Annotated in this window: 14 protein-coding genes and 2 pseudogenes; 3 read left to right on the forward strand and 13 right to left on the reverse strand. The window is 70.5% G+C overall.

Features of this window, described 5'->3' with window-relative positions:
* The 4 genes and pseudogenes from ABT367_RS33255 to ABT367_RS33270 all read right to left on the reverse strand — a co-directional run.
* Nucleotides 1-308: pseudogene (locus tag ABT367_RS33255) on the reverse strand (hypothetical protein); the annotation flags it as partial.
* A gap of 223 nt (nucleotides 309-531) precedes the next feature.
* Complete coding sequence (locus tag ABT367_RS33260) at nucleotides 532-1,455, reverse strand: ADP-ribosylglycohydrolase family protein (RefSeq protein WP_352256998.1); 924 nt, start codon at nucleotides 1,453-1,455, stop codon at nucleotides 532-534.
* Nucleotides 1,456-1,557: 102 nt separating this feature from the next.
* Entirely contained in the window at nucleotides 1,558-2,226 is a 669-nt protein-coding gene (locus ABT367_RS33265; protein WP_352256999.1) for a histidine phosphatase family protein, read from the reverse strand.
* 63 nt (nucleotides 2,227-2,289) lie between these two features.
* On the reverse strand, nucleotides 2,290-2,895 hold the full coding sequence (locus tag ABT367_RS33270) for a YdbC family protein (protein WP_352257000.1): 606 nt from the start codon (nucleotides 2,893-2,895) through the stop codon (nucleotides 2,290-2,292).
* A gap of 86 nt (nucleotides 2,896-2,981) precedes the next feature.
* On the opposite strand from ABT367_RS33270, the gene ABT367_RS33275 reads away from it, so the two are divergent.
* Nucleotides 2,982-3,941 carry a DUF1152 domain-containing protein gene (locus tag ABT367_RS33275; protein WP_352257001.1) on the forward strand — a complete coding sequence of 320 codons (960 nt, stop codon included), beginning with the start codon at nucleotides 2,982-2,984 and terminating at the stop codon, nucleotides 3,939-3,941.
* Between the two features lie 85 nt (nucleotides 3,942-4,026).
* Nucleotides 4,027-4,557: a TerD family protein gene (locus ABT367_RS33280; RefSeq protein ID WP_352257002.1), complete on the forward strand. Its 531-nt coding sequence runs from the start codon at nucleotides 4,027-4,029 to the stop codon at nucleotides 4,555-4,557.
* Nucleotides 4,558-4,603: 46 nt separating this feature from the next.
* Here ABT367_RS33280 and ABT367_RS33285 read toward each other — a convergent pair whose 3' ends face one another.
* The 4 genes from ABT367_RS33285 to nrdR all read right to left on the reverse strand — a co-directional run bounded on the left by ABT367_RS33285 (nucleotide 4,604) and on the right by nrdR (nucleotide 10,458).
* Entirely contained in the window at nucleotides 4,604-5,698 is a 1,095-nt protein-coding gene (locus tag ABT367_RS33285; protein WP_352257003.1) for a hypothetical protein, read from the reverse strand.
* A gap of 186 nt (nucleotides 5,699-5,884) precedes the next feature.
* On the reverse strand, nucleotides 5,885-6,427 hold the full coding sequence (locus ABT367_RS33290; RefSeq protein WP_352257004.1) for a hypothetical protein: 543 nt from the start codon (nucleotides 6,425-6,427) through the stop codon (nucleotides 5,885-5,887).
* A 421-nt stretch (nucleotides 6,428-6,848) separates the two neighbouring features.
* Nucleotides 6,849-9,743 carry a vitamin B12-dependent ribonucleotide reductase gene (locus ABT367_RS33295; protein WP_352257005.1) on the reverse strand — a complete coding sequence of 965 codons (2,895 nt, stop codon included), beginning with the start codon at nucleotides 9,741-9,743 and terminating at the stop codon, nucleotides 6,849-6,851.
* 178 nt (nucleotides 9,744-9,921) lie between these two features.
* The gene (gene nrdR / locus ABT367_RS33300) at nucleotides 9,922-10,458 is read right to left on the reverse strand and encodes a transcriptional regulator NrdR (protein WP_199550594.1); all 537 of its coding nucleotides are present in this window, start codon (nucleotides 10,456-10,458) and stop codon (nucleotides 9,922-9,924) included.
* A 456-nt stretch (nucleotides 10,459-10,914) separates the two neighbouring features.
* Between nrdR and lexA the strand changes: the two genes are divergently transcribed.
* Entirely contained in the window at nucleotides 10,915-11,700 is a 786-nt protein-coding gene (gene lexA, locus ABT367_RS33305) for a transcriptional repressor LexA (protein ID WP_352257006.1), read from the forward strand.
* A gap of 201 nt (nucleotides 11,701-11,901) precedes the next feature.
* On the opposite strand, the gene ABT367_RS33310 is transcribed toward lexA, so the two are convergent.
* The 5 genes and pseudogenes from ABT367_RS33310 to ABT367_RS33330 all read right to left on the reverse strand — a co-directional run.
* Complete coding sequence (locus ABT367_RS33310) at nucleotides 11,902-13,980, reverse strand: ATP-dependent DNA helicase (protein ID WP_352257007.1); 2,079 nt, start codon at nucleotides 13,978-13,980, stop codon at nucleotides 11,902-11,904.
* Between the two features lie 61 nt (nucleotides 13,981-14,041).
* Complete coding sequence (locus ABT367_RS33315) at nucleotides 14,042-15,889, reverse strand: IucA/IucC family protein (protein WP_434975594.1); 1,848 nt, start codon at nucleotides 15,887-15,889, stop codon at nucleotides 14,042-14,044.
* Nucleotides 15,890-16,320: 431 nt separating this feature from the next.
* Nucleotides 16,321-17,169 carry a GNAT family N-acetyltransferase gene (locus ABT367_RS33320; RefSeq protein ID WP_352257009.1) on the reverse strand — a complete coding sequence of 283 codons (849 nt, stop codon included), beginning with the start codon at nucleotides 17,167-17,169 and terminating at the stop codon, nucleotides 16,321-16,323.
* Nucleotides 17,170-17,196: 27 nt separating this feature from the next.
* Complete coding sequence (locus tag ABT367_RS33325) at nucleotides 17,197-19,134, reverse strand: IucA/IucC family protein (protein ID WP_434975595.1); 1,938 nt, start codon at nucleotides 19,132-19,134, stop codon at nucleotides 17,197-17,199.
* 2,099 nt (nucleotides 19,135-21,233) lie between these two features.
* Nucleotides 21,234-21,703, reverse strand: a pseudogene (locus tag ABT367_RS33330) (hypothetical protein); the annotation flags it as partial.

Genomic DNA, 21,703 nt, shown 5'->3' on the forward strand with positions numbered 1-21,703 from the left:
ATGCCGTCGAAGAGCGACGGAGGGCGCTCGTGTGTGGCCCACGGGTTGGGCGGCGGGCCGGCCGCAGCCCTGGTGCGCGTGGCGGTGGACTGGGGCGGGACGGACGTGCCCCAGGCGACGGCGGCCTCGGCGAGCGTGCGGGGCGCGACGGCGTCCTGCGGTTCTTCCGCGGTCGGAGTGCGTTCTTCCCGTACGGCTTCATCTGCCCCTTGCCGCTGCGGAGTGTCCCGCTTCTGCGGCTCGGCGCTTTCGGGCCCGGTATCAGGCTCGGGCTCGGGTATTTCGGGTGTGGACGGTGTATCGGACACGGGACCCCCTCCCGACCGGCCTGGACCTGGCTGAGGGCCCCGGGCCGGTGTCTCGTCGGCACCCGCCCGTCGAGCGTCACTGGCTCATGGCTCCGTCGAAGCAACCGAAGATCATCGGGCGGCGTGGGCCGTCAGAGTAGCCCCAAGGCAGCACGGCAAGGGCCGCCCGGCCCCGTATACGGGGGCTCTGTGGCAGGACCGTGACAGTTGGCGCCGCCCGGCGTCAGGCCGCGGTGGGCGCCCACTTGGGCAGGGACTCCGTGCGCTCCGCCCACTCGGCCGGCGGCGCACCCGCCTGCGCGGCCGCGACGACGCCGCCCGCGATGGCGCAGGTGGTGTCCACATCGCCGCCGACCTGGGCGGTCGTCCAGAACGTCGTGGCATAGTCGCCGAGCCCGCGCGCCGCCGACCACAGCGCGAACGGCACCGTGTCATGCGCGGAGGTGCGCCGGCCGCAGCCGAGCACGGCCGCGACGGTGTTCGCGTCGCCGTAGTCGAGCATGTCGCGGGCGCGGCGCAGCCCGGCGCCCACGGCGCTGCGCGGCACGAGGTCGATCACGCCGTCGAGCAGCACCCGGCCGGTCAGCGGCTCCTTGGCGCCGGCGACGAGCGCGGCCGCGGCGGCCACGGCCATCGCGCCGACGACCGCTTCGCGGTGCTGATGCGTGGTGTACGCGGAGATCTCGGCCTGATGCGTGGCCTGCTCGGGATCGTCGGCGTACCAGGCACCGAGCGGCGCGATCCGCATCGCCGCGCCGTTGCCCCAGGAGCCCTGGCCCTTGAACAGGCCGGCCGCCAGCTCACGCCAGTCGCCGCCCTCGCGGATCAGGCGCAGCATGCGGTTCACGGCGGGCCCGTATCCGCGGTCGAAGTCGTGGTGGTGCGCGAAGGACTGAGCGAGGGCGTCCTGGTCGATGCGGTGGTACCGGGCGAGCACGGCCACCACGGAGCAGGCCATCTCGGTGTCGTCGGTCCACTGCCAGGCGCCTTCGGGGACCTCACGGCGCTTGAGCAGCGGATAGTTCTCGGGCACGAAGTACTGCGAACCGAGGGCGTCCCCCACGGCCAGGCCGCGCAGGCTGGCGAGGGCACGGGTGAGGCGGGCGTCGGCGGAACCTGCGGCAGGGGAGGAGGATTCAGCGATCATCGCGCCCCCACTCTAACGAATCCGCCCATACGCCTCGAATAAATGCGCGGTCACTCTTCGGTCACTGGATGCGCCGTCCCTCAGCGCGCGCTCACCCTTCGGTCACCGCCGTCCCCGCTCCCGCCCGTAGGTCTCGGGCTCACGCCACCTTTCGAAGGGCCGGTCCAGGGCGTACCGCCCGTCCTCCCCCAAGACGAGCACCCGCATCTCGGCATTGCCCGGATTGCACAGCGCCTCGAACTCCGCGACCGACCAGTGGAACCACCGCATGCAGAACAGCCGCATCGTCAGCCCGTGCGTCACCAGGAGCACGTTCGGCGGATGCTCGGGGTCCTCGAAGCTGCGGTAGAGGCTCTCAAGGAACGCCCCCACCCGGTCGTACACATCGGCCCCGGACTCGCCCTGCGCGAAGCGGTAGAAGAAGTGCCCGTACGCGTCGCGGTAGGCCTTCTGCAGCCGGACGTCGTCCCTGTCCTGCCAGTTCCCCCAGTCCTGCTCGCGCAGCCGGGGCTCCTCGCGCACCCGGACCCGCGCGGGGTCGAGCCCGAAGGCGTCGAAGGTCTCGAGCGTTCGTCGATACGGCGATACGTAGACACTCACGCGCTCGTCACCGAACAGCTCGCGCAGCCGCTCCCCCGTCTCCTCGGCCTGCTCCCACCCGCGCCCGGTGAGCATCAGCGCATGGTCGGGCTCGCGTTCGTACACCGAGTCGTCGGCATTGCCCTCCGACTCCCCGTGCCGGACGAGAACGATCCGCCGAGGTCGCGCCATGCCGAAACCCTAGATCGCCGCACGTACGCGTGCGCGATCAGGGCGCCACCGGCGTCCGACGTTCTACACGGTCCACTGCGGCAGCAGCTTGACGATGTCCCCGTCGAGCCCGATCAGGTCCTTCTCGGTCCCGGCCCGCAGCGAAAGGCGTTCCACCCGCTCCTGGCGGTATTTTCCGTGCTCGGCCTCGGACTGCCACATGGACAGGACAAGGAACTCGCTGCCGGGCGCCTCGGAGAAGAAGCCCCGCAGCATGCCGGGCGAACCGGCCATCGCGGGATTCCACACCTTCTGCTGCATCAGCGCGAAGTGCTCGGCCTGCTCCTCGTGCACCCGGCAGTGCGCGATCCGCACGAGGTCCGCGTCGGTGAAGCGCGGCTCGAAGCCCGTCTTCACATCGAAGCGGTAGTCGAACAGCTTGACCTGCATGTTCGTGTACGTACCGGCCTGAGCGGAGGCCAGGCGGTCATGGGAGCGGGCCATGAACGAGTCGTAGAACGACCGGCTCTCCCAGAAGGCGAAGAGATGCACCACATCGGCCCGCCGCGTGCTCCATCCCCCGCCCTGCCCCCGAAACCCCGGCTCCCCCAGAAGCCCCGCCCACCTCCGCTGCCCCTGCTCGAACCCCCTGCGGTCCGTCACGGTGCAACGCATCCACTTGACCAGCACGCGCGCCATAGTACGGCGCTCCGCGTGGCGTGGGTCACGCTCCGCGAAGGAGTACCCACACGAGAGTCACCGTGACAATGGCGGCCATGACCGCACTGCATGATCACCCTCTGTTCGGCCGTCTGGAGAAGGCGGAACGCATCCTGGTCGCCGGAGCGGGCGGCGGTTTCGACATCTACGCAGGGCTGCCCGTGGCCCTCTCCCTGCTCGCCCAGGGCCGCCAAGTGACGCTCGCCAACCTGACGTTCAGCGCGATCGAAGGCCTCCCGCTCGATGCCTGGCTGGCGCCGGACGTCGCCGCGGTCACTCCCGCCGCGGCCCCGCACCAGACGTACTTCCCCGAACGCACTCTGGCCGACTGGCTGCACCTGCACGGCTATCCGAGCACGGTGCACGCCTTCGCCCGCGTGGGGGTGCAGCCGCTGCGCGAGGCGTACCGCGCGCTCATCGAGGCGTATGGGATCGACACGGTCATCCTGGTAGACGGCGGCACGGACATCCTGATGCGCGGCGACGAATCCGGCCTCGGCACTCCCGAGGAGGACCTCACAAGTGTCGCCGCCCTCGCGGGAATCGAAGGGGTCGAGCGGCTGGTCCTGTCGGTCGGCTTCGGCGTGGACGCGTACCACGGAGTGAGCCACGGTCTGGTCCTGGAGAACATCGCGGCTCTGGAGCGCGACGGCGCCTACCTCGGCGCGTTCTCCGTCTCCCGTACGACTCGGGAGGGCGCGCTGTTCGTCGACGCGGTCGCGCACGCGCGGGAGCACACCCCCGACCACCCCAGCATCGTCAACGGTTCGATCGCCGCGGCCGTCCAAGGGGCTTTCGGCGATACGCAGTTCACGCACCGCACCCGTGGCAGCGAACTGTTCATCAACCCCCTGATGTCCCTGTGCTTCGTCTTCGAGCTCGACGGCCTGGCCCGGCGCTGTCTCTACCTCGACCGCATCGAGCACACGCACCTGATCCGCCAGGTGAGCTCGGAGATAGCCCGCTTCCGCGACGAGCTCCCCCGGACGCGTCCGCCCCGCGGCATCCCCCACTGACAGATCCAACTCGACGCACCCCCGGGCGAGTTGTCCGTGCCACGACGTAGCGTGTCCCCAAGGAGAACGTTCCAGGGGAGATCTGATGAGCAGTTTCAGCAAGGGTCTGACCAAGGTGGAGGCCGGCCTCAAGTGGGACCCGGCACCACCGGGCCGCCCGAAGCACGACCTGGACCTGGTGTGCGCGGTGTACGACGCGTCGGACCCGCACGGCAAGCCGGCGTATCTGGTGCACTTCGGCAGCCGCTCCCCCGACGGCACCATCACGCTGAACCGGGACAGCCAGACGGGCCAGGGCTTCGGCTACGACGAGGTGATGACGCTCGAGCTGAACCGGCTCAACGAGAGCTACGTCCGCGTGGTCCTCGGCGTCGCGATCCAGCAGTCCCAGGGCGACCTCAGCTTCGGCGAGACCCTCAACGCCTCGGTCCGCCTGCGCGAATCCCACACGGACCTGGCCCACTTCGACTTCACGGCCATCCCCCGCTGCACCGCGGCGGTCCTCGCCGAGTTCACCCGCGACGGCGGCAACCACACCTGGCAACTCCGCCCGGCTTTCAAGGGCTTCGAACTGGACCCGTCGGCGTTCGCGCTGGCGATGGGGGCGCCTGTCTGAGCGGCTGCGGGCCGCAGGGGGCCGACCGGCCGGCCCCCGGGAGCCCTCACCGTGCGGCGAACGCCCGCAGCCCGCGCCCCCACTCCCTCTCCAGCAGCCACAGGATCCCGGGATCCCCGGCCGTACGAGCCTCCCTGGCCGCCTCGCACCAGTCGTCGCGGTCGAGGAGCGCGGCATACGCCTCCGCGTGCGGCCGCCACCGCTCCACGGACCCGACGGCCTCCGCGTCTAATTCTCCGCGCAGGCCTCGTACGAGCCAGGCGACGGTGCAGTAATTGCGGGCGCCGGGCCGCGAGTCGGCGAGGTGCCGCAGCAGTGCGGCCAGCACCGGCTCTGCATGGGGATAGTGCCGGAGAGTCATGCCCATGCCGGTGCATTCGGTCATCGTCTGGAGCAGTTCCCCGGTGTGGTCGACGACCTCGGCGTCCACCTCCGGCGCGCGGATGACCTCATGGAGGCGGGTGGCTGCGGCGACGCTGCCGACGACGTACGCCTTGAGGAACTCACCGTCGCACGCCCGGCGCAGCAGCCAGGACCGGACCACCGGGTCGTCCAGACCGCAGAGTGATTCGACGACGTGGACGCGGCCCCAGTCGTCGACGCGCTCGGCGAGCCAGAGCAGCGCGGCCGCACCGCCGGGCAGCCGCTCCAGACCGTACGCCGCCAGCGCGCCGAACCAGTTCGACAGCAGCCCGGCCGTCCGCATCAGGACGAGGTCGTCCTCGGTCCCGGCTTCCGCGACAAGCGCGAGGCCCACGGCCACCGCACAGTGATCTGTCCCGTTCCTGACCAGCCACCGCCCCGTACGACGGACGCGCTCGGCATCCGCCCGACCGACCGCCGTACGGATGTGCTCGTTGGGATGGATCGGCACGTCCACGTCGTGGAACACGTGGAGCAGCTCACCGGGACGCGAAGCGGGCCGGCCGAAGTGGCCGTCGAGCAGCGCGGCCACGGACGCGCCGGCTCGGCCGCGGTCCTCGGGACCGTTCGCCTTGGGGTGCCGGGGGTGTTGTCGCTCGAGGGCCCGCCGCTGCCCGCGCGGCAGCGGGCCGTCGGGTGCGGACAGGTGCAGTACCAGCACCCGGTCGTACAACGGAGCCCGCTCTCCGGGAGCCTGCCTCCCGGTCGCCTCGCTCACCGGCGGAAGGTGCACTCGTCTCTGTTGATCACGACCGCCACCCTGCCAGGCCCGCTCCCCCACCACAAGCTCCGCAAACCCCGAAGGGGACCGGCTCAACACCCGGTCCCCTTCGTTCAGTTACCGCTCAGCGGTGGCGCCTGCCGGCGGAGGGCGCCTATGCCTGGAGCGTTGTATTCCCTGAGCTCACGGCCTGCGCCCTGGCGGCCAGGGGTAGCCGAGCTGACGGGCGAACTCCTTTGAACCACCGCAGACATCGGCAGCCGCGCGTGGGTCGAACGCCGTGAGCTCCGCCACCAACTCATCAGCCTGGGCCGCCGGGTCGTCGCCGGAAACGTCCAAGGTCATCTGGAACTGGAGCCAAGGACGGCCATCCTTGATGGCATCCCGGCCCGGGTGGAAGAGGAAGAGGTTGATCTGATCCGGCTCCCAGAGCCAGGCAGACACGCTGCCGAGTTCACACTCCCAGCGCTCGAGCCAGGCGGTGCACTGCCGAAGCTGTTCTTCGACGAGGCGGGCGACAGTCCTGGCCGGCCATTCCCAGGAGCGGTCCAGCGTTGCACGCTCAACCTCTGCTTGGTAGCGCTGAGCGTCAAATCTGAACTCCGGCAGACCGACCTCATCTTCATCGGGATTGCGCCACGGCCCCCAAATGACCTGGTCACCATCACGACGGATCGTGACATACAGGGCGCCACAGCACCCTTCAGTGCACGTTGCCTCCGCCAAGCGAACCTCGCGGGGCGACGCGTGGGCATGAAGTGGCCCCTTGGGGAAGAGGAGGTGGCGGGGGTCTGCGCCCGGTCCTTCGTCGAATACCTCAGCCACTACGTCCCGCCCTCCAATGTGAGGGCGTACTTCCACTGCGCTTCCGAGGACCACCTGGTCGGGGACAACAACTCGGAGGGCGAAACTCTGCAGGTCAGGGATCACGGAACGATGTTCGACCAGAGGCCGGGCGTTGTCATCTGCATTCCCACGAGCCATCCACGTCGAGGCTCCCTGCCGGCACACCGTCGAATTGGTTACGCGGCCAGGTCACGAGCACGACGAAGGGGACCGACTCAAGGTCGGTCCCCTTCGTGAACTGCGGGTCAGCTACTTGCGCGGGCTACGTCGGATGTCGCAGCCAACGCAATTCCGCCTGGTTTCAGCTGCAACCGCTGGTCGAGCCGCAGCCCTCGCAGATGTAGCACGAGCCGGCGCGCTGCATCTTCGTGCCGCAGGAGAAGCAGAGCGGGGCGTCCGCCTGGATGCCCAGCTGCATCTCCACGAGCTCGGCGCTGGTGTGCGCCTGCTGCGGAGCGGCCTTCTCGGCGGCGGCAGCGGCCTTCGGCGTCTCGACGGCCTTCAGCTCCTGGGCGCGCGGCGCCGACTGAGCCAGGCCCTGGACGTCGAGCTCTTCCTCGGTGGGCTCGTACGAACCCGTCTCCAGGTGGCGCTGACGCTCCTCGGCCGAGTGGATGCCGAGCGCCGAACGCGTCTCGAACGGCAGGAAGTCGAGCGCCAGGCGGCGGAAGATGTAGTCGACGATCGACTGCGCCATCCGCACATCCGGGTCGTCCGTCATACCGGCCGGCTCGAAGCGCATGTTGGTGAACTTCGAGACGTACGTCTCGAGCGGCACGCCGTACTGCAGACCGACCGACACCGCGATCGAGAAGGCGTCCATCATGCCCGCGAGGGTCGAACCCTGCTTGGACATCTTCAGGAAGACCTCACCGAGACCGTCGTCCGGGTAGGAGTTGGCGGTCATGTAACCCTCGGCGCCACCGACCGTGAAGGACGTGGTGATGCCCGGACGGCCCTTGGGCAGACGCTTGCGGACGGGACGGTACTCGACGACCTTCTCGACGGCCGTACGAATGGTGTCCTCGGCCTTGGCGGTGACCGCCTCCTTCTCCTTCTCCTTCTTCTGCACGGAGAGGGGCTGGCCGACCTTGCAGTTGTCGCGGTAGACGGCGAGCGCCTTGACGCCCATCTTCCACGCCTCGAAGTAGACCTCTTCGACGTCCTCGACGGTCGCCGTCTCCGGCAGGTTGACCGTCTTGGACAGCGCGCCCGAGATCCACGGCTGGATCGCGGCCATCATGCGGACGTGGCCCATCGCGGAGATGGAACGCTCGCCCATGGCGCAGTCGAACACCTCGTAGTGCTCGTGCTTGAGGCCCGGGGCGTCGACGACATTGCCGTGGTCGGCGATGTGGGCGACGATCGCCTCGATCTGCTCCTCCTGGTAGCCCAGGCGGCGCAGGGCCTGCGGCACGGTGCCGTTGACGATCTGCATCGAGCCGCCGCCGACCAGCTTCTTGAACTTGACCAGGGCGAGGTCGGGCTCGAGACCGGTGGTGTCGCAGGACATCGCGAGACCGATGGTGCCGGTCGGGGCGATGACCGAGGCCTGCGAGTTGCGGAATCCGTTCTTCTCACCGAGACGGATCACGTCCTGCCAGGCCTCCGTGGCGGCGGCCCAGACGGGGGTGTCCAGGTCGTCCATGCGGACGGCCTTGCCGTTGGCGTCGGCGTGCTGCTTCATGACGCGCTTGTGCGGCGTGGCGTTCTTCGCATAACCCTCGTACGGGCCGACGACCGCGGCCAGTTCGGCGGAGCGCTTGTACGAGGTGCCCGTCATCAGCGAGGTGATCGCGCCGGCGAGCGCACGGCCGCCGTCGCTGTCGTACGCGTGACCCGTGGCCATCAGCAGGGCGCCGAGGTTGGCGTAACCGATGCCCAGCTGGCGGAAGGCGCGGGTGTTCTCGCCGATCTTCTGCGTCGGGAAGTCCGCGAAGCAGATCGAGATGTCCATCGCGGTGATGACCAGCTCGACGACCTTGGCGAAGCGCTCGGACTCGAAGGACTGGTTGCCCAGGCCGTCGTCCTTGAGGAACTTCATCAGGTTCAGCGAGGCGAGGTTGCACGAGGTGTTGTCCAGGTGCATGTACTCGGAGCACGGGTTCGAGCCGTTGATCCGGCCGGACTCCGGGCAGGTGTGCCACGCGTTGATGGTGTCGTCGTACTGGATGCCGGGGTCGGCACAGGCCCAGGCCGCCTCGGCCATCTTGCGGAAGAGCGACTTGGCGTCGACCTCCTCGATGACCTCGCCGGTCATACGCGAGGTGAGGCCGAACTTGCCGCCCTCCTCGACCGCCTTCATGAACGTGTCGTTCACACGGACCGAGTTGTTGGCGTTCTGGTACTGGACGGACGTGATGTCGTCGCCGCCCAGGTCCATGTCGAAGCCCGCGTCACGCAGCGCGCGGATCTTCTCCTCTTCCTTCACCTTGGTCTCGATGAAGTTCTCGATGTCGGGGTGGTCGACGTCGAGGATGACCATCTTGGCCGCGCGGCGGGTGGCGCCACCGGACTTGATGGTTCCGGCCGAGGCGTCGGCACCGCGCATGAAGGAGACCGGACCCGAGGCGTTGCCGCCCGAGGACAGGAGCTCCTTGGAGGAGCGGATACGGGAGAGGTTCAGGCCGGCGCCGGAGCCGCCCTTGAAGATCATGCCCTCTTCCTTGTACCAGTCGAGGATCGACTCCATGGAGTCGTCGACGGACAGGATGAAGCACGCGGAGACCTGCTGCGGCTGCGGCGTACCGACGTTGAACCACACCGGGGAGTTGAAGCTGAAGATCTGGTGCAGGAGCGCGTAGGCGAGCTCGTGCTCGAAGATCTCGGCGTCGGCGGGCGAGGCGAAGTAGCTGTAGTCCTCACCGGCCTTGCGGTAGGTCTTCACGATCCGGTCGATCAGCTGCTTCAGACCGGTCTCGCGCTGCGGGGTGCCGACGGCCCCGCGGAAGTACTTGCTGGTGACGATGTTGACCGCGTTCACCGACCAGAAGTCGGGGAACTCGACGCCACGCTGCTCGAAGTTGACCGAGCCGTCGCGCCAGTTGGTCATGACGACGTCACGGCGCTCCCACTGGACCTCGTCGTACGGGTGCACGCCGGGGGTGGTGTGAATGCGCTCGATACGCAGACCCTTGCTGGCCTTGGATCCCTTGGCGCGGGAACCTCGTGCCGGGCCGCTCGTCGTCTCGGTCATGCCGCCTCCCTATATCGGGCTAAAACGCCCCAGAGTGCCCCGCTCTTCCCGAGGCAAGATGTGTGTCTGATGCCGCGAGCGCCGCTATACCGCCCGCAACAGGTCTTCTGGCCGCCGATCGGCCGCAGAACCGGCCCCGCGAGCACCCCGCCAAGGGGCCCGCAGCCCGGCCCGCCGGTCAGTCGGCGGCGGTGGCGGGAGCGGGAACGTCAGTCCCCGGGGGTCCCGCTTGCTCCGCTTCGGGTGCGTCCTCGGCGCCGGCGGCAAACTCCTGCACATGCCGCAGCTCGGTGATGGCCGCCTCGAAGTCCTCGAGTGAGTCGAACGCCCGGTACACGGACGCGAAGCGCAGGTACGCGACGAGGTCGAGTTCCTGCAACGGGCCGAGTATGGCCAGTCCCACGTCGTGGGTGGTCAGCTCGGCACTGCCGGTGGCGCGCACCGCCTCCTCGACCCGCTGGCCGAGCTGGGCGAGTGCGTCCTCCGTGACGGGCCGCCCCTGGCATGCCTTGCGCACACCATTGATGACCTTGGTACGGCTGAAGGGTTCGGTCACTCCGCTGCGCTTGACCACCATCAGCGAGCAGGTCTCGACGGTGGTGAAGCGACGGGTGCAGTCCGGACACTGCCGGCGCCTGCGGATCGACGTGCCGTCGTCGGTCGTACGAGAGTCGACGACCCGGCTGTCGGGGTGCCTGCAGAAGGGACAGTGCATCGCTCCCAACCCTCCTTCACAGCACGACTGAATGGCCTCTCACAAGGCGCGGTTTGTCACCGCTGCCCCGCCCGAAGCGACCCCCAGCATAGGCGATGACCGAGGCCCATAGGACCAGGGACCACAACTTCTGGGCGGCTACGCCAATCCAACCACTAGATCTGGGGTTTGGCCGCATTCTCGGCACCATCGCGTGTCGCTTGCGGAAGGCCATGAGCGTTGCCTGCGGGAGGCGTTGGAAAGGTTACGCGAAGGATGGGCCCGCATCCCGCGCGGCAGCCGATGGCAGACTGTGACGCTCACGGGAACGGACCTTGTTCGAGCTTCGGCAGTACACCCGAGCACATGATCACGTCAGGCAATACAAAGTTTTTCACTCGAACGTGTGTTTGGCGCAACCTTTCGAAAGCAACTACCGTTGTCCGACTAGGGAGACCATTCTCGGAAGGGGCCGCCGTGACCACCACCGCAGACAGTGCCAGCATCACCGCCCAGGAGCGCTCCCAGGGCCGACTCGAGGCGGTGCACGCCATGAATGACTCCGGCATGAACCCGGAGGGCCAGAAGCCCGCACGCTCGCTCCCCGGCCGACCTCCCGGGATCAGGGCGGACAGCTCGGGACTCACGGACCGGCAGCGCCGGGTGATCGAGGTGATCCGGGACTCCGTGCAGCGGCGTGGTTACCCGCCGTCGATGCGCGAGATCGGCCAGGCCGTGGGCCTGTCCAGCACGTCCTCCGTGGCCCATCAGCTGATGGCCCTGGAGCGCAAGGGCTTCCTGCGCCGCGACCCGCACCGCCCGCGAGCGTACGAGGTGCGCGGCTCCGACCAGGGCAGCAGCCAGGCCACGGACACCACCGGCAAGCCCGCGGCGTCCTATGTCCCGCTCGTCGGCCGGATCGCGGCCGGTGGCCCGATCCTCGCCGAGGAGTCGGTCGAGGACGTGTTCCCGCTGCCGCGCCAGCTCGTCGGCGACGGTGAGCTCTTCGTCCTCAAGGTCGTCGGTGACTCGATGATCGAGGCCGCGATCTGCGACGGTGACTGGGTGACGGTCCGCCGCCAGCCCGTCGCCGAGAACGGTGACATCGTCGCCGCCATGCTCGACGGCGAGGCCACGGTCAAGCGCTTCAAGCGCGAGGACGGCCATGTCTGGCTGCTCCCGCACAATGCGGCGTACCAGCCGATCCCCGGCGACGAGGCGACCATCCTCGGCAAGGTCGTGGCGGTGCTGCGGCGCGTCTGAGGTTCGCGACGGGACCTCCCGTCCGCCCCTGACCGGGCCCCGGAACCACCTGCGCCGGTTCCGGGGCCCTGTGCTGTCCGGCCGCGGGGCCCCGCGCGGCGTCGGTGACGGGGCCCGCTGCGTGCTGTCCGGCAGCAGCAGGGCCCCTCTCCGTACGCACGCGGCAGCGGTCTACTCGTCCCGTACGCACGAGGCAGCGGTCTACTCGTCGTCCGCTTCGGCCGCGGCCTGCTCCTCCACGTCTACGTCCGCCGCCTTGGCCGCCACCGCGACGTCGGCCGCCTTCGCCGCCGCATCGAGGTCCGCCGCCTTGGCCGCCGCGTCGATCGCCGACAGGGACCGGCGGACCTGGTTGCGGTCGGTCGTGTACCAGAAGTCCGGCATCGAGGACTTGAGGTAGCTGCCGTAACGGGCCGTGGCCAGACGGGGATCGAGGACCGCCACCACGCCCTTGTCCCCCGACGCCCGTACGAGACGGCCCGCGCCCTGGGCCATCAGCAGCGCCGCATGCGTGGCCGCGACGGCCATGAAGCCGTTGCCGCCGTTCTCCTCGACCGCCTTCTGGCGCGCGCTCATCAGCGGATCGTCGGGCCGGGGGAACGGGATCTTGTCCATCACCACCAGCTGACAGCCCGTACCCGGCACATCGACGCCCTGCCAGAGGGAGAGCGTGCCGAAGAGACAGGTCTTCGGGTCGGCCGCGAAGTTCTTGATCAGCTCGCCGAGGGTCTCCTCGCCCTGGAGCAGGATCGGGAACTCGGGGATGCGTGACCGCAGCTCCTCGGCCGCCTGCTGGGCGCCGCGCATCGACGAGAACAGACCGAGCGTGCGGCCGCCGGCGGCCTGGATCAGCTCGGTGAGTTCATCGAGCATGTCCGTGCGGTCGCCGTCCCGCGCCGGGCGCGAGAGATGCTTCGCGACGTACAGGATTCCCTGCTTGCGGTAGTCGAAGGGCGAACCGACGTCGACGCCCTTCCAGACCGGGAGGTCCTCGGCCTCCCCGGTGCCGGCAGTGCCTTCCGGGGCGAGGCCGAGCGAGGCACCCACCCCGTTGAAGTCACCGCCGAGCTTCAGCGTCGCCGAAGTGAGCGTCACGGAGCGGTCGGTGAAGAGCTTCTCGCGCAACAGGCCCGAGACGGACATCGGTGCGACGCGCAGTGACGCGCCGAAGCGGTCGTGCCGCTCGTACCAGACGACGTCCCACTCCGACCCGTTGGTGATCCGCTCCGCGACATCGTGGACCGACTCCACCGAGGCCTGCGCCTGCTTGCGTACCGCGTCCTCGTCCTGCACGGATCTGTCGCGGGTCGAGCCGAGCGCGGAGATCACATTGCGGGCGGCGTCGCGCAGGGCGAGCAGCGCATAGCCGAGGTCTTCGGGGATCTCCTCCAGACGGCCGGGAAGCGCCAGCTCCATCAGCCGCTCGAAGCCCTCGGCCGCGGTCTGCAGCTGGTCCGCGACCTTCTCGTTGACCAGCTTGGCGGCTCGCTTCACCGCACGGTTGACCTGGCCGGGCGTCAGCTCGCCGGTGGCGACACCCGTGACCCGGGAGACCAGCTCATGCGCCTCGTCGACGATCAGGACCTCGTGCTGCGGCAGCACGGGAGCGCCCTCGATGGCGTCGATCGCGAGCAGCGCGTGGTTGGTGACGACCACGTCGGCGAGCTTGGCGCGTTCGCGTGCGCTCTCCGCGAAGCACTCCGCGCCGTACGCGCACTTCGTGGCGCCCAGGCACTCCCGCGAGGACACCGAGATCTGCGACCAGGCCCGGTCGGAGACACCCGGGGTCAGATCGTCCCGGTCGCCGGTCTCGGTCTCGTCCGCCCAGTCCCGCATCCGCAGCAGATCCTGGCCCAGCTTGCTGGTGGGCGCGGCCGCCTCGAACTGGTCGAAGAGCCCCTCCTCCTCTTCCTGCGGCACACCTTCATGGAGCCGGTGCAGACACAGGTAGTTGGAGCGGCCCTTGAGCATCGCGTACTGCGGCTTGCGGCGGAGCAGCGGATGCAGCGCCTCCACCGTGCGCGGCAGGTCACGCTCGACCAGCTGGCGCTGGAGCGCGAGCGTGGCCGTGGCGACGACCACGCGCTCCCCGTGGGCGAGGGCCGGGACCAGATAGCCCAGGGACTTTCCGGTGCCCGTGCCCGCCTGGACGAGGAGATGCGAGCCGCCGTCGATGGCTTCGGCGACCGCCTCGGCCATCGTCACCTGGCCAGGACGCTCCGTACCGCCGACGGCTGTGACGGCAGCATGCAGGAGTTCGGGGAGTGAGGGTTTCGTCATAGGCCGACCACCCTAAACGGGTCCACTGACATTCCTTCGCTCGGAGGCTCCACGGCCGCTCTCAAGGCCGGTGCAGAGGGTTCGGGACCGTGCCGTGCACCGCCGCGTGCGGGCGTTCGGGCCGGTCGCGGTAGCCGTCGAGGTGCAGACGGTTGCGGTTGAGACAGAGCCGGGCGATGCGCTCGCCGAGCAGGTCGAAGGTCTCGAAACGGTCCTTGAGCTCCGGGAAGCGCGCCTGGTAGCGCAGGATCTCCGCCCGTACTAGGGACCAGAAATCCCCCTCGGACACGCCTAGTTGCTGCTCGCACAGCGGCGCGAGATAGCGGAAGACGCCGACGAAGAGCCCCGAGTGGATGAACTGGGTGAGGAAGTCCGGCGGCTCCGTAAGGAGCACCGCGCGTACGTCCTCGGGCATGGAGTCGTGCTCGGGCAGGGGCACTGCGCTGACGTTCATGTCATCGACGAAGTCCTTGACCGCGAGACGGACCGGGATGTCCTGCTCGTCGAAGACGACGATCGTGTTCTCGCCGTGGGGCGAGAAGACCGTGCCGTACCGATAGAGGAAGTGGAGCAGAGGCGGCAGGAGCGCACCGAAGAGGCGGCGCAGCCAGGCCTCGGGGGCGAGGCCGGAGCGGGCGACGAGTTCCGCGGTGAAAGCCCTTCCGTGCGGGTCGACGTGGAGCAGGGAGGCGAGGGTGCGGGCGCGTTCGCCCTGGTCCAGGTAGCGGCCGAGCGGTTCACGCCAGATCGCGCCGAGGAGTTCCTTGTATTGGTACGGGACCTCCGCCAGGCCGTCGTAGACGGGATGCTCGACGGTGACCGAGGCGATCTCGCCGAGCAGGACGGCGCGGGTCTCGTCGCACAGGAACGGGTCGGCGTCGCGAAGCGCGTGCACCCAGGCGGTGACCGCGGGGGCGGCGGCGGTGCGTTCGGTGGGCAGTCCGCGCCAGACCAGGGTGTTGAGGATGGACAGCGGCAGTTTCACGGTGTGCCGCTCGGGGCGCGACACATTGAGGAAGGTGCGGATGGACTGCTGCGGCAGGCGCAGATCCCCGTCGGGCGCCAGCGGAACGATGTCGCCGGCCGCGACGGACGACGCGAACAGGGGCAGCACGATCTCGTCCCACTGCCAGGGATGTACGGGCAGCAGCAGATAGCGCGCGGGGTCCAGGCCCCGCTCGCGGAGCGTCTCCTCGAAGGCGGCGCGGGCGGTCGCGTCCAGCTCGCGTGCGTACAGCTGCTCGGGGGTGTCGAGGCCGCGCACCCCGCGGTACGAGGCGAGCTCCTGGCTGACCGCGATCCAGGGCAACTGGGCAGGCCGGCGCGCTTCGGGAGCCCACCGGGCGCAGTCCTGGGCGGAGAATCCGAGCCGTCCCTTGTTGAGTACGAGCCAGGGGTGGCCGGTTTGGTGGCCTTCGAGTGCTGCGTAGTCGAGGTCGGCGAGGGCCGCCGCGGTCAGGGCGGTGTGGTCGAGGCGGGTGTCGGCGGCGAGCGTGGCGTTCAGCTCGTGGATGAGGTGGCCGAGGGTGGAGCCGTCGAGGCCGAGGGTGCGGCGGGCGGCGGTGATGAAGCGGATGGGGTCGGTGGAGGGGGTTGGGTTCTTTGGGGTGTCTGGGGTGTCTGGGGCGTGCGGGATGTCTGGGGTGACTGGGGTGGCTGGGGTGGCCGCATCGACGGTGATGCTGTCCGGATCCACTCGCCAGGAGTCGTAGGCGCCTCGGCTTGCGTGGAAGGCGAGTTGGCGGCCGTCGTCGAGGGAGATCGTGTAGCGGTGGGGGGTGGTTGGTGCGGGGGTGGGTGTGGCTGGTGCGGGGGTGGGGGTGATTGCTGCGGGGCTGGGGGTGGTTGGTGCGGGGGTGGGAACGGGAGTCGGCTGGATGATCTCTTCGTGGGCGAACTCGCCCAGCATCTTGGCCAGGAGGCGGCGGCCGGCCAGGTGCCATGTCGCCCGGTTGAGTTCCGGCGGATCGTAGAGCGTGGGGCGCTCTGCCGAATCGTGGGTGTCGGCGGAATTGTGCACGGGGTCTCCGGAATCAAGCGGGGTGCGGGCCTGGGTGGGGCTTTATGCGGGTGGGGCGGAGTGGCGGGGGTCGGGCGAGGTGGAGCGGCGGGGGCTGGGCGGGGTGGAGCGAGGTGGGCTGTCGTCGGCGCCGGAAATTCGTGGGCCGGGATGCGGAACCTGCCCGGCCCGAGCGGTGTACCAGTAGTGAGATCCAACGAAGACCGGTGGGGATCCGGCTGATTGGGGCGCGATGCCTGGTGTCGAGAAGGGGGTGCTGCAAGTGGTCGGTCGAGGACGGCTCGGCTCGGGGGTGGTACGTGAGGTGGGTGCGGCGGGGGTCAGAGATGGGCACGCAGCGCGCGGTCGCGGACCATGAGCGCGGCGCGCTTGTCGGGGAGCTCCACTTCGGCGCCGAGGCGGAAGCCTGCGCTCAAAAAGGCTGACACAGAAGGGGTGTTGCGCAGGTCGGGTTCCGCCACTACGCGGGTGCACGCGGGCCTTCGGTCGAGCACGAGGTCGGCGACGGCGCGCAGCAGGGACGTGCCCACGCCCCGGCCGCGGTCCGCGACACCTCCGATGAGCAGATGGATTCCGGTGTCGTGCGGGCGCGCCGGATAGTGCCGGGCGAGCGGGTCGAGGTCGGCCCGGTAGATCTCCCAGTAGCTCATCGGGGTGCCGTCGAGCAGGCCGACGCAGGGCACACTGCGGCCGTCACCCTCGAGTTGGGGGCGCAGATGGTCGGCGGTGACGGATTCGTCTCCGTCGAGCTCCCAGAACGCGGCCACGGCGGGGTCGTTCATCCAGCTGCTGATCAGGGTGAGGTCACGCTCGATCCGTACCGGGACCAGCTGGAACACGCCGACGGGCGTGGATGCGGGTCCCCAGCCGGAGACTCCGTCGAGCAGGTCTTCGAGAGGAGGGATGCCGTGCGCGGGGTCGGTGAGCCGGGGGCGCACCGCGGTGTGCTGCTGTCCCGTTGCCCCGGTGTCAGCCGTCCGGTCGTGGGCATCCGTGTCCGCCCTCGCGGGGCTCGGCTGCGGTGCCGTGTCCTCGTCGTCCGCCTCTCCCGCGATCAGAGCGAGGAGCTCATCGGGCAGGCGGAGGTCGAGGGTGTCCTCGGAGGTGTTCCGGGTGTCGGTACCAGTGGCGGAAGGCTGGGGGTTGGTGCTCGCGTCGGTGGGCGGCACGGCGACGCTCCTCTCACGGGCGGACGGTCATGTACGGGGGGAATGAAGGGGGTTGGGGATGGTGACGTAGACGGACTGGGTGTCGACGGGGCCGACGAGTTCGTCGAGGCCGTGCAGCCGGGTCAGCAGGTTGGCCTTGCAGCGCAGCACCGGCGTCTCGAGCAGCTGGCCCGGCAGCGGGCTGCGCAGCTTGCCGGTGCCTGAGGCGCATTCGGCCAGGAATCGGCGGAAGGCGGCGAGCAGCAGCCGTTCGTCGGCGAGCCGTTGTGAGCCGAAGGCGCCGATGAGACCCAGGACGTTGTTGATGCCGAGGTAGTAGGCGAACCGCTCGTCGGTGACCGCGTCGGCGACGAAGGTGTCGCTGTGCACGCCGATGCCGGGGAGGCGCTTGTCGAGTTCTGTACGGCGTGACGCGCGGAAGTAGTAGCCCTGGTTGTCGCGGTAACGGCCGCCGACGGGCCAGCCGTCGGGGTCGAGGACGACGAGGGTGTTCTGCTGGTGGGCTTCGAGCGCGACGCCCGCCTCTCCGTCGAGCCAGAGGACAGGGCGTACGACCTGTTCGAGGTAGCGCAGGAACCACTCGGCGGCCACGGCTCCGCGGGGGCGTCCGGTGCGTGCGGCGAGTGCTCCGACGAGCTCGGCGAGACGGGAGCGCATGGGGGCGGCGGTGCGGTCGGTGGCTGTCCGGTGGCCTGCTGTGTCGCCTGCTCGCACCGGGCGCGGGGAGACGAGGCCCGCGATGCAGGTCACGTCGTCGCCGGGGGCGAAGGGGTTGTTGCGGACGACGGTGTCCAGGCCGGTGACGGGGGCACCGTCCGCGTCAAGAACCGCCAGCCAGGCGGGGTCGCGGACGATGTCGAACCCGGGGTGCGCCGACTTCCACTCGGCGGACAGTCCGGAGCGCAGCAGACGGTGGACCTCCACGCCTCGGTGGAGTTCCTTGTGCAGGTTCTCTCGACGGGAGTTGGTGATGCGCAGGCCGAGGGAGAGCTTCAGCATGGCCGCGGCGCCGGGCCGGTAGACCGTGCGAACGGAGGAGGTGGGGTACCAGTCGTCACCGAGCGGGCCGAGGTCCCTGATCAGGCCGCGGTCCAGGAGCTCGGCGACCTCGGGCCGGTGGGTCAGGTCGCTGGCCTGCCACGGGTGGAGGGGCAACAGGGCGTAACCGTCGGGCAGTTCGGCGGCGCGCGCGGAGAGTGCCTTGTCGGCCGCCGGACCGGCGAGGCGCGAGGTGAGCTGCTCCGCGGTGACGGTGCGCCCTCGCTCGGTCCAGGCCGAGTCGGCGGCGAGCACGGAAGGTGCGACGGCCATCCAGTGCAGCGCGAACGCCCCGTACGACTCCGGCGAGTACCGCTCCGCCTCCGCCTCGGACAGCCCTTCACGGCTCTTCGGCGTGGGGTGCAGGGGGTGACCGAGGACGAGCGACTGTTCGGCCGTGAGGAAGAGGTCGGGGCTGTGTCCTGGGCTGTGTGGGGACGAGGGGGTTGAGGCGGGTGAGGAGACGGGGTGCGCGGGGGTGCTGGGGCGGGAGGGCGTGGTGAGGGTGGGGCCGGGGCGGGCCGAGGGTTGGGATCCGGGGTGGGTGGCGCCGGGGTGGGTGGCGCCGGGGTGGGCGCGGTCCGGGGCTGCGGGTAGCTCGGCCGGGTCGGCTGCGCCGGGGGGTGCGGGGGGTGGAGTCGGGTGATTGGGGCCCGGGGTTGTGACAAGCGGGGACGTCCGGGCGGTATTGGGGGACGTGGAAAGCGGGGGCAGGTCGCCGACGCCATGGGCCCCGGAGAGTGGGGTCGGGCTGGAGGTTCCGGGGGCCGCGTGGGTCGGAGCCGAGTGATCGGGGCCCGGGGCTGCGGGGGGTGGGTCTGCGTGGATGGTTCCTGAGGGTGCGGAGAGTGGGTCCGCGTGGCCGGCTACCGGGTTCGCGTGGCCGGCTCCCGGGGGTGCGGGGGCGGCTCCCGGGGGTGCGGGGATCGGAGTCGGAGTGGAGGTGGCTCGGCGGCGGATGGTGAGGAACTCCGTCGTGCGGCGGACCGAGTCGGCGACGCGGCCCACCAGGTCACTGCCGTCGCCGACAGCGGGCCAGGCGGCGGGAGTTCCGGGTTCGGGCTGCGCACCGATGGCGGGTTGCTTCTGCGCGGCCGCCGCTGTCTCCCGGCCCAGGAGAGCCGCCACCGTGACGGCGTCGACTGGTGGGGCGCCAGCGGGGGCGGCCGCTAAGACCGGCGGGCCGAGGCGGTGCCAACCGGTGGGGGACCAGTAGTGCACGGGCGCGAGCAGGGTCAGGCCGCTCGCCGGCAGATCGATCCGTAAGACGTCGCCGCCTGCCTCCGGTGTGAGGGTGCGCTCGCGGATCCAGCAACGGAGCAGGTTCTCCACACCGGCCGCATTGGCCGCGGCGCTCGGGTCAGGGTGTTCCAACAGGTCGGCGAACGCGGTGAGTTCGGCGTCACGCACAGCCGGCGCAGGCTCAGCTGGACGTTCGGCGCCGGAGGGGGCGGCCGGCCCCCGGTGATCAGCTTCGGGGGGCGCGGAGGCCGAGCCCGGCTCACCGGCAGGTCGCGGCGTGCCCGTCGGGACGGCGGTTCCGGCTGGGGGCGTGCCCGTCTGGTCGGTCGTTCCGGCCGGGGGCCTGCCGGTCTGGTCGGTCGTTCCGGCCGGAGGCGTGCCCGTCGGGTCAGTCGTTCCGGCTGGCAGCGCGCCCGTCGGGTCAGTCGTTCCGGCTGGCAGCGTGCCCGTCGGGTCAGTCGTTCCTGCCGGCTGCCCGGGCACGCCCGCCTCCGCCTCGCCGTTCTTCTGCCGCGGCAGGGCCCCCGGGTCTGCCGTGAGCGCGCCGGGCGTGGCGCCCTCGCCGCGCTCAGGGGTGTACGGGCGGCCGTCTGGTGAGGGTGTGCGGTTCACGAGGGATTCCTTGTGCGGTTGTAGAAGCTTGTTGTAACGGCTCGTCAGCCGGTCTCTCCACGTACGGGTCAGCGGCTCTCCCACGCGCTGCGCCGGCCGGTCTTCCACGCCGGGCACCCTCAAGGCACCTGCCGCGGCCGCCTGCCGACCGCCCGGTCCCTGCACAGCTCGCTCCCCTGGCTCCAGCCCCGCGGGATCCTCGGCAGCAGGCACCTGCCGCCTCCCCGCCTCGGGCACCGGCCTGTTCGCCAACTTGGGCACCTGCCGGCTCGTCAACTCGGCCAACTGCCCGTCGCCCGACCCCCGTTCCGGCAGATCACCGGGCCCCACCACCGGTCGGTCCTTCGTGCCGAGGGTCTGCCGGTCCGTCGCCCCAGACGCTGGCCGAACACCCCCACCTTGCGACTCCCCGGAGCCTGGCACCCGCCGGGCGTCGCCATCGAGGGCCCGTCCATCGCCTGACACTCGCGCGGGCAGATCCCCAGGCTCCGGCTCCGGCTCCGGCTCCGGCTCCGGCTCCGAGTGATCCTCCGCAGCAGGCGCCTGCCGCTTCCCCGAGTCGGGCACCTGCCGGTCCGGCGCCCCAGACGCTGGCCGAGCACCCCCGCCGTGCGTCTCCCCAGCGCCGGGCACCCGCCGAGCGTTGCCATCGAAGGCACGCTCATCGCCTGACACTCGTGCGGGCAGATCCCCAGGCTCCGGCTCCGGCTCCGATTGATCCTCCGCAGCAGGCGCCTGCGGCTTCCCCGACTCGGACACCTGCCGGCTCGCCAACTCGGGCAACTGCCCGTCGCCCGGCCCCCGTTCCGGCAGATCAACGGGCCCCACCAGCGACCGGCCCTCCGTGCCGAGCACCTGCCCGTCCGGTGCCCCAGACACTGCCCGAGCACCGTTATCGAGCGCCCGCCGGTCGTCTGGCGCTGGCACCGGTGCCGGCACCGTCCATGCGTCCCCGCCCAGCCCTCGCCGGTCCCCAGGCGCCAGCACAGTCCGAGCATCCCCGTCGAGCACCCGCCGGTCCCCAGGCGCCAGCACGGGCCGAGCCCCGTCGTATGCCTGATCGTCGCCCGGCACCCGTACCGCCGGCCGAGCCCCTGCCCCCGTCCGGTCCTCCGCTCGGGGTGCCCGCTGGTCCTCCGACCCGGCCAACAGCCTGCTCACGGCCACGTGTGTCATCGGCCGGCGTCCTCGCCGACCGATGACACACGGCCCGCATCCGCCTCACCCGCACGGCCCGCATCCGCCCCACGCGCACCGCCCCCGCCCGCCTCCGCCGCCGGGTCTCCGTCGGCTTCGGGCTCCGCGGCCGCGTTCCGGGATGCGTCATGCGCGTCGGCCGCGCCGGTCCGAGTCGCCGTGGGGCCGGTCCCCGAGCTATCCGTATGGCCGGTCCCCAGTCCCCCTCGTGGCGCCCCGGCACGCCCGAGGCCACCTCGACGCCCCTCGCACACCGAACTCACCGCGTCCGTAAGGCGGTCGAGGACCGCCGTGGCCTGTTCGTCCGTGAGCGTGAGCGGGGGCAGAAGACGGACGACGCTGGAGTGGCGGCCGCCGAGCTCGACGATCAGACCCCGGTCCAGGCAGGCCCGCTGCACAGCCGCCGCGATCTCCGGCGCGGCCGGCAACGGCCGCCCAGCCGCAC

The organism is Streptomyces mesophilus, assembly GCF_040300965.1.
Classification (GTDB): Bacteria; Actinomycetota; Actinomycetes; order Streptomycetales; family Streptomycetaceae; genus Streptomyces; species Streptomyces mesophilus_A.

Coding starts and splice junctions, on each gene's coding strand:
- ABT367_RS33260 (WP_352256998.1), bottom strand. CDS start 1,455: ATGATCGCTGAATCCTCCTCCCCTGCCGCAGGTTCCGCCGACGCCCGC.
- ABT367_RS33265 (WP_352256999.1), bottom strand. CDS start 2,226: ATGGCGCGACCTCGGCGGATCGTTCTCGTCCGGCACGGGGAGTCGGAG.
- ABT367_RS33275 (WP_352257001.1), top strand. CDS start 2,982: ATGACCGCACTGCATGATCACCCTCTGTTCGGCCGTCTGGAGAAGGCG.
- ABT367_RS33280 (WP_352257002.1), top strand. CDS start 4,027: ATGAGCAGTTTCAGCAAGGGTCTGACCAAGGTGGAGGCCGGCCTCAAG.
- ABT367_RS33295 (WP_352257005.1), bottom strand. CDS start 9,743: ATGACCGAGACGACGAGCGGCCCGGCACGAGGTTCCCGCGCCAAGGGA.
- nrdR (WP_199550594.1), bottom strand. CDS start 10,458: ATGCACTGTCCCTTCTGCAGGCACCCCGACAGCCGGGTCGTCGACTCT.
- ABT367_RS33310 (WP_352257007.1), bottom strand. CDS start 13,980: ATGACGAAACCCTCACTCCCCGAACTCCTGCATGCTGCCGTCACAGCC.
- ABT367_RS33315 (WP_434975594.1), bottom strand. CDS start 15,889: ATGCTGGGCGAGTTCGCCCACGAAGAGATCATCCAGCCGACTCCCGTT.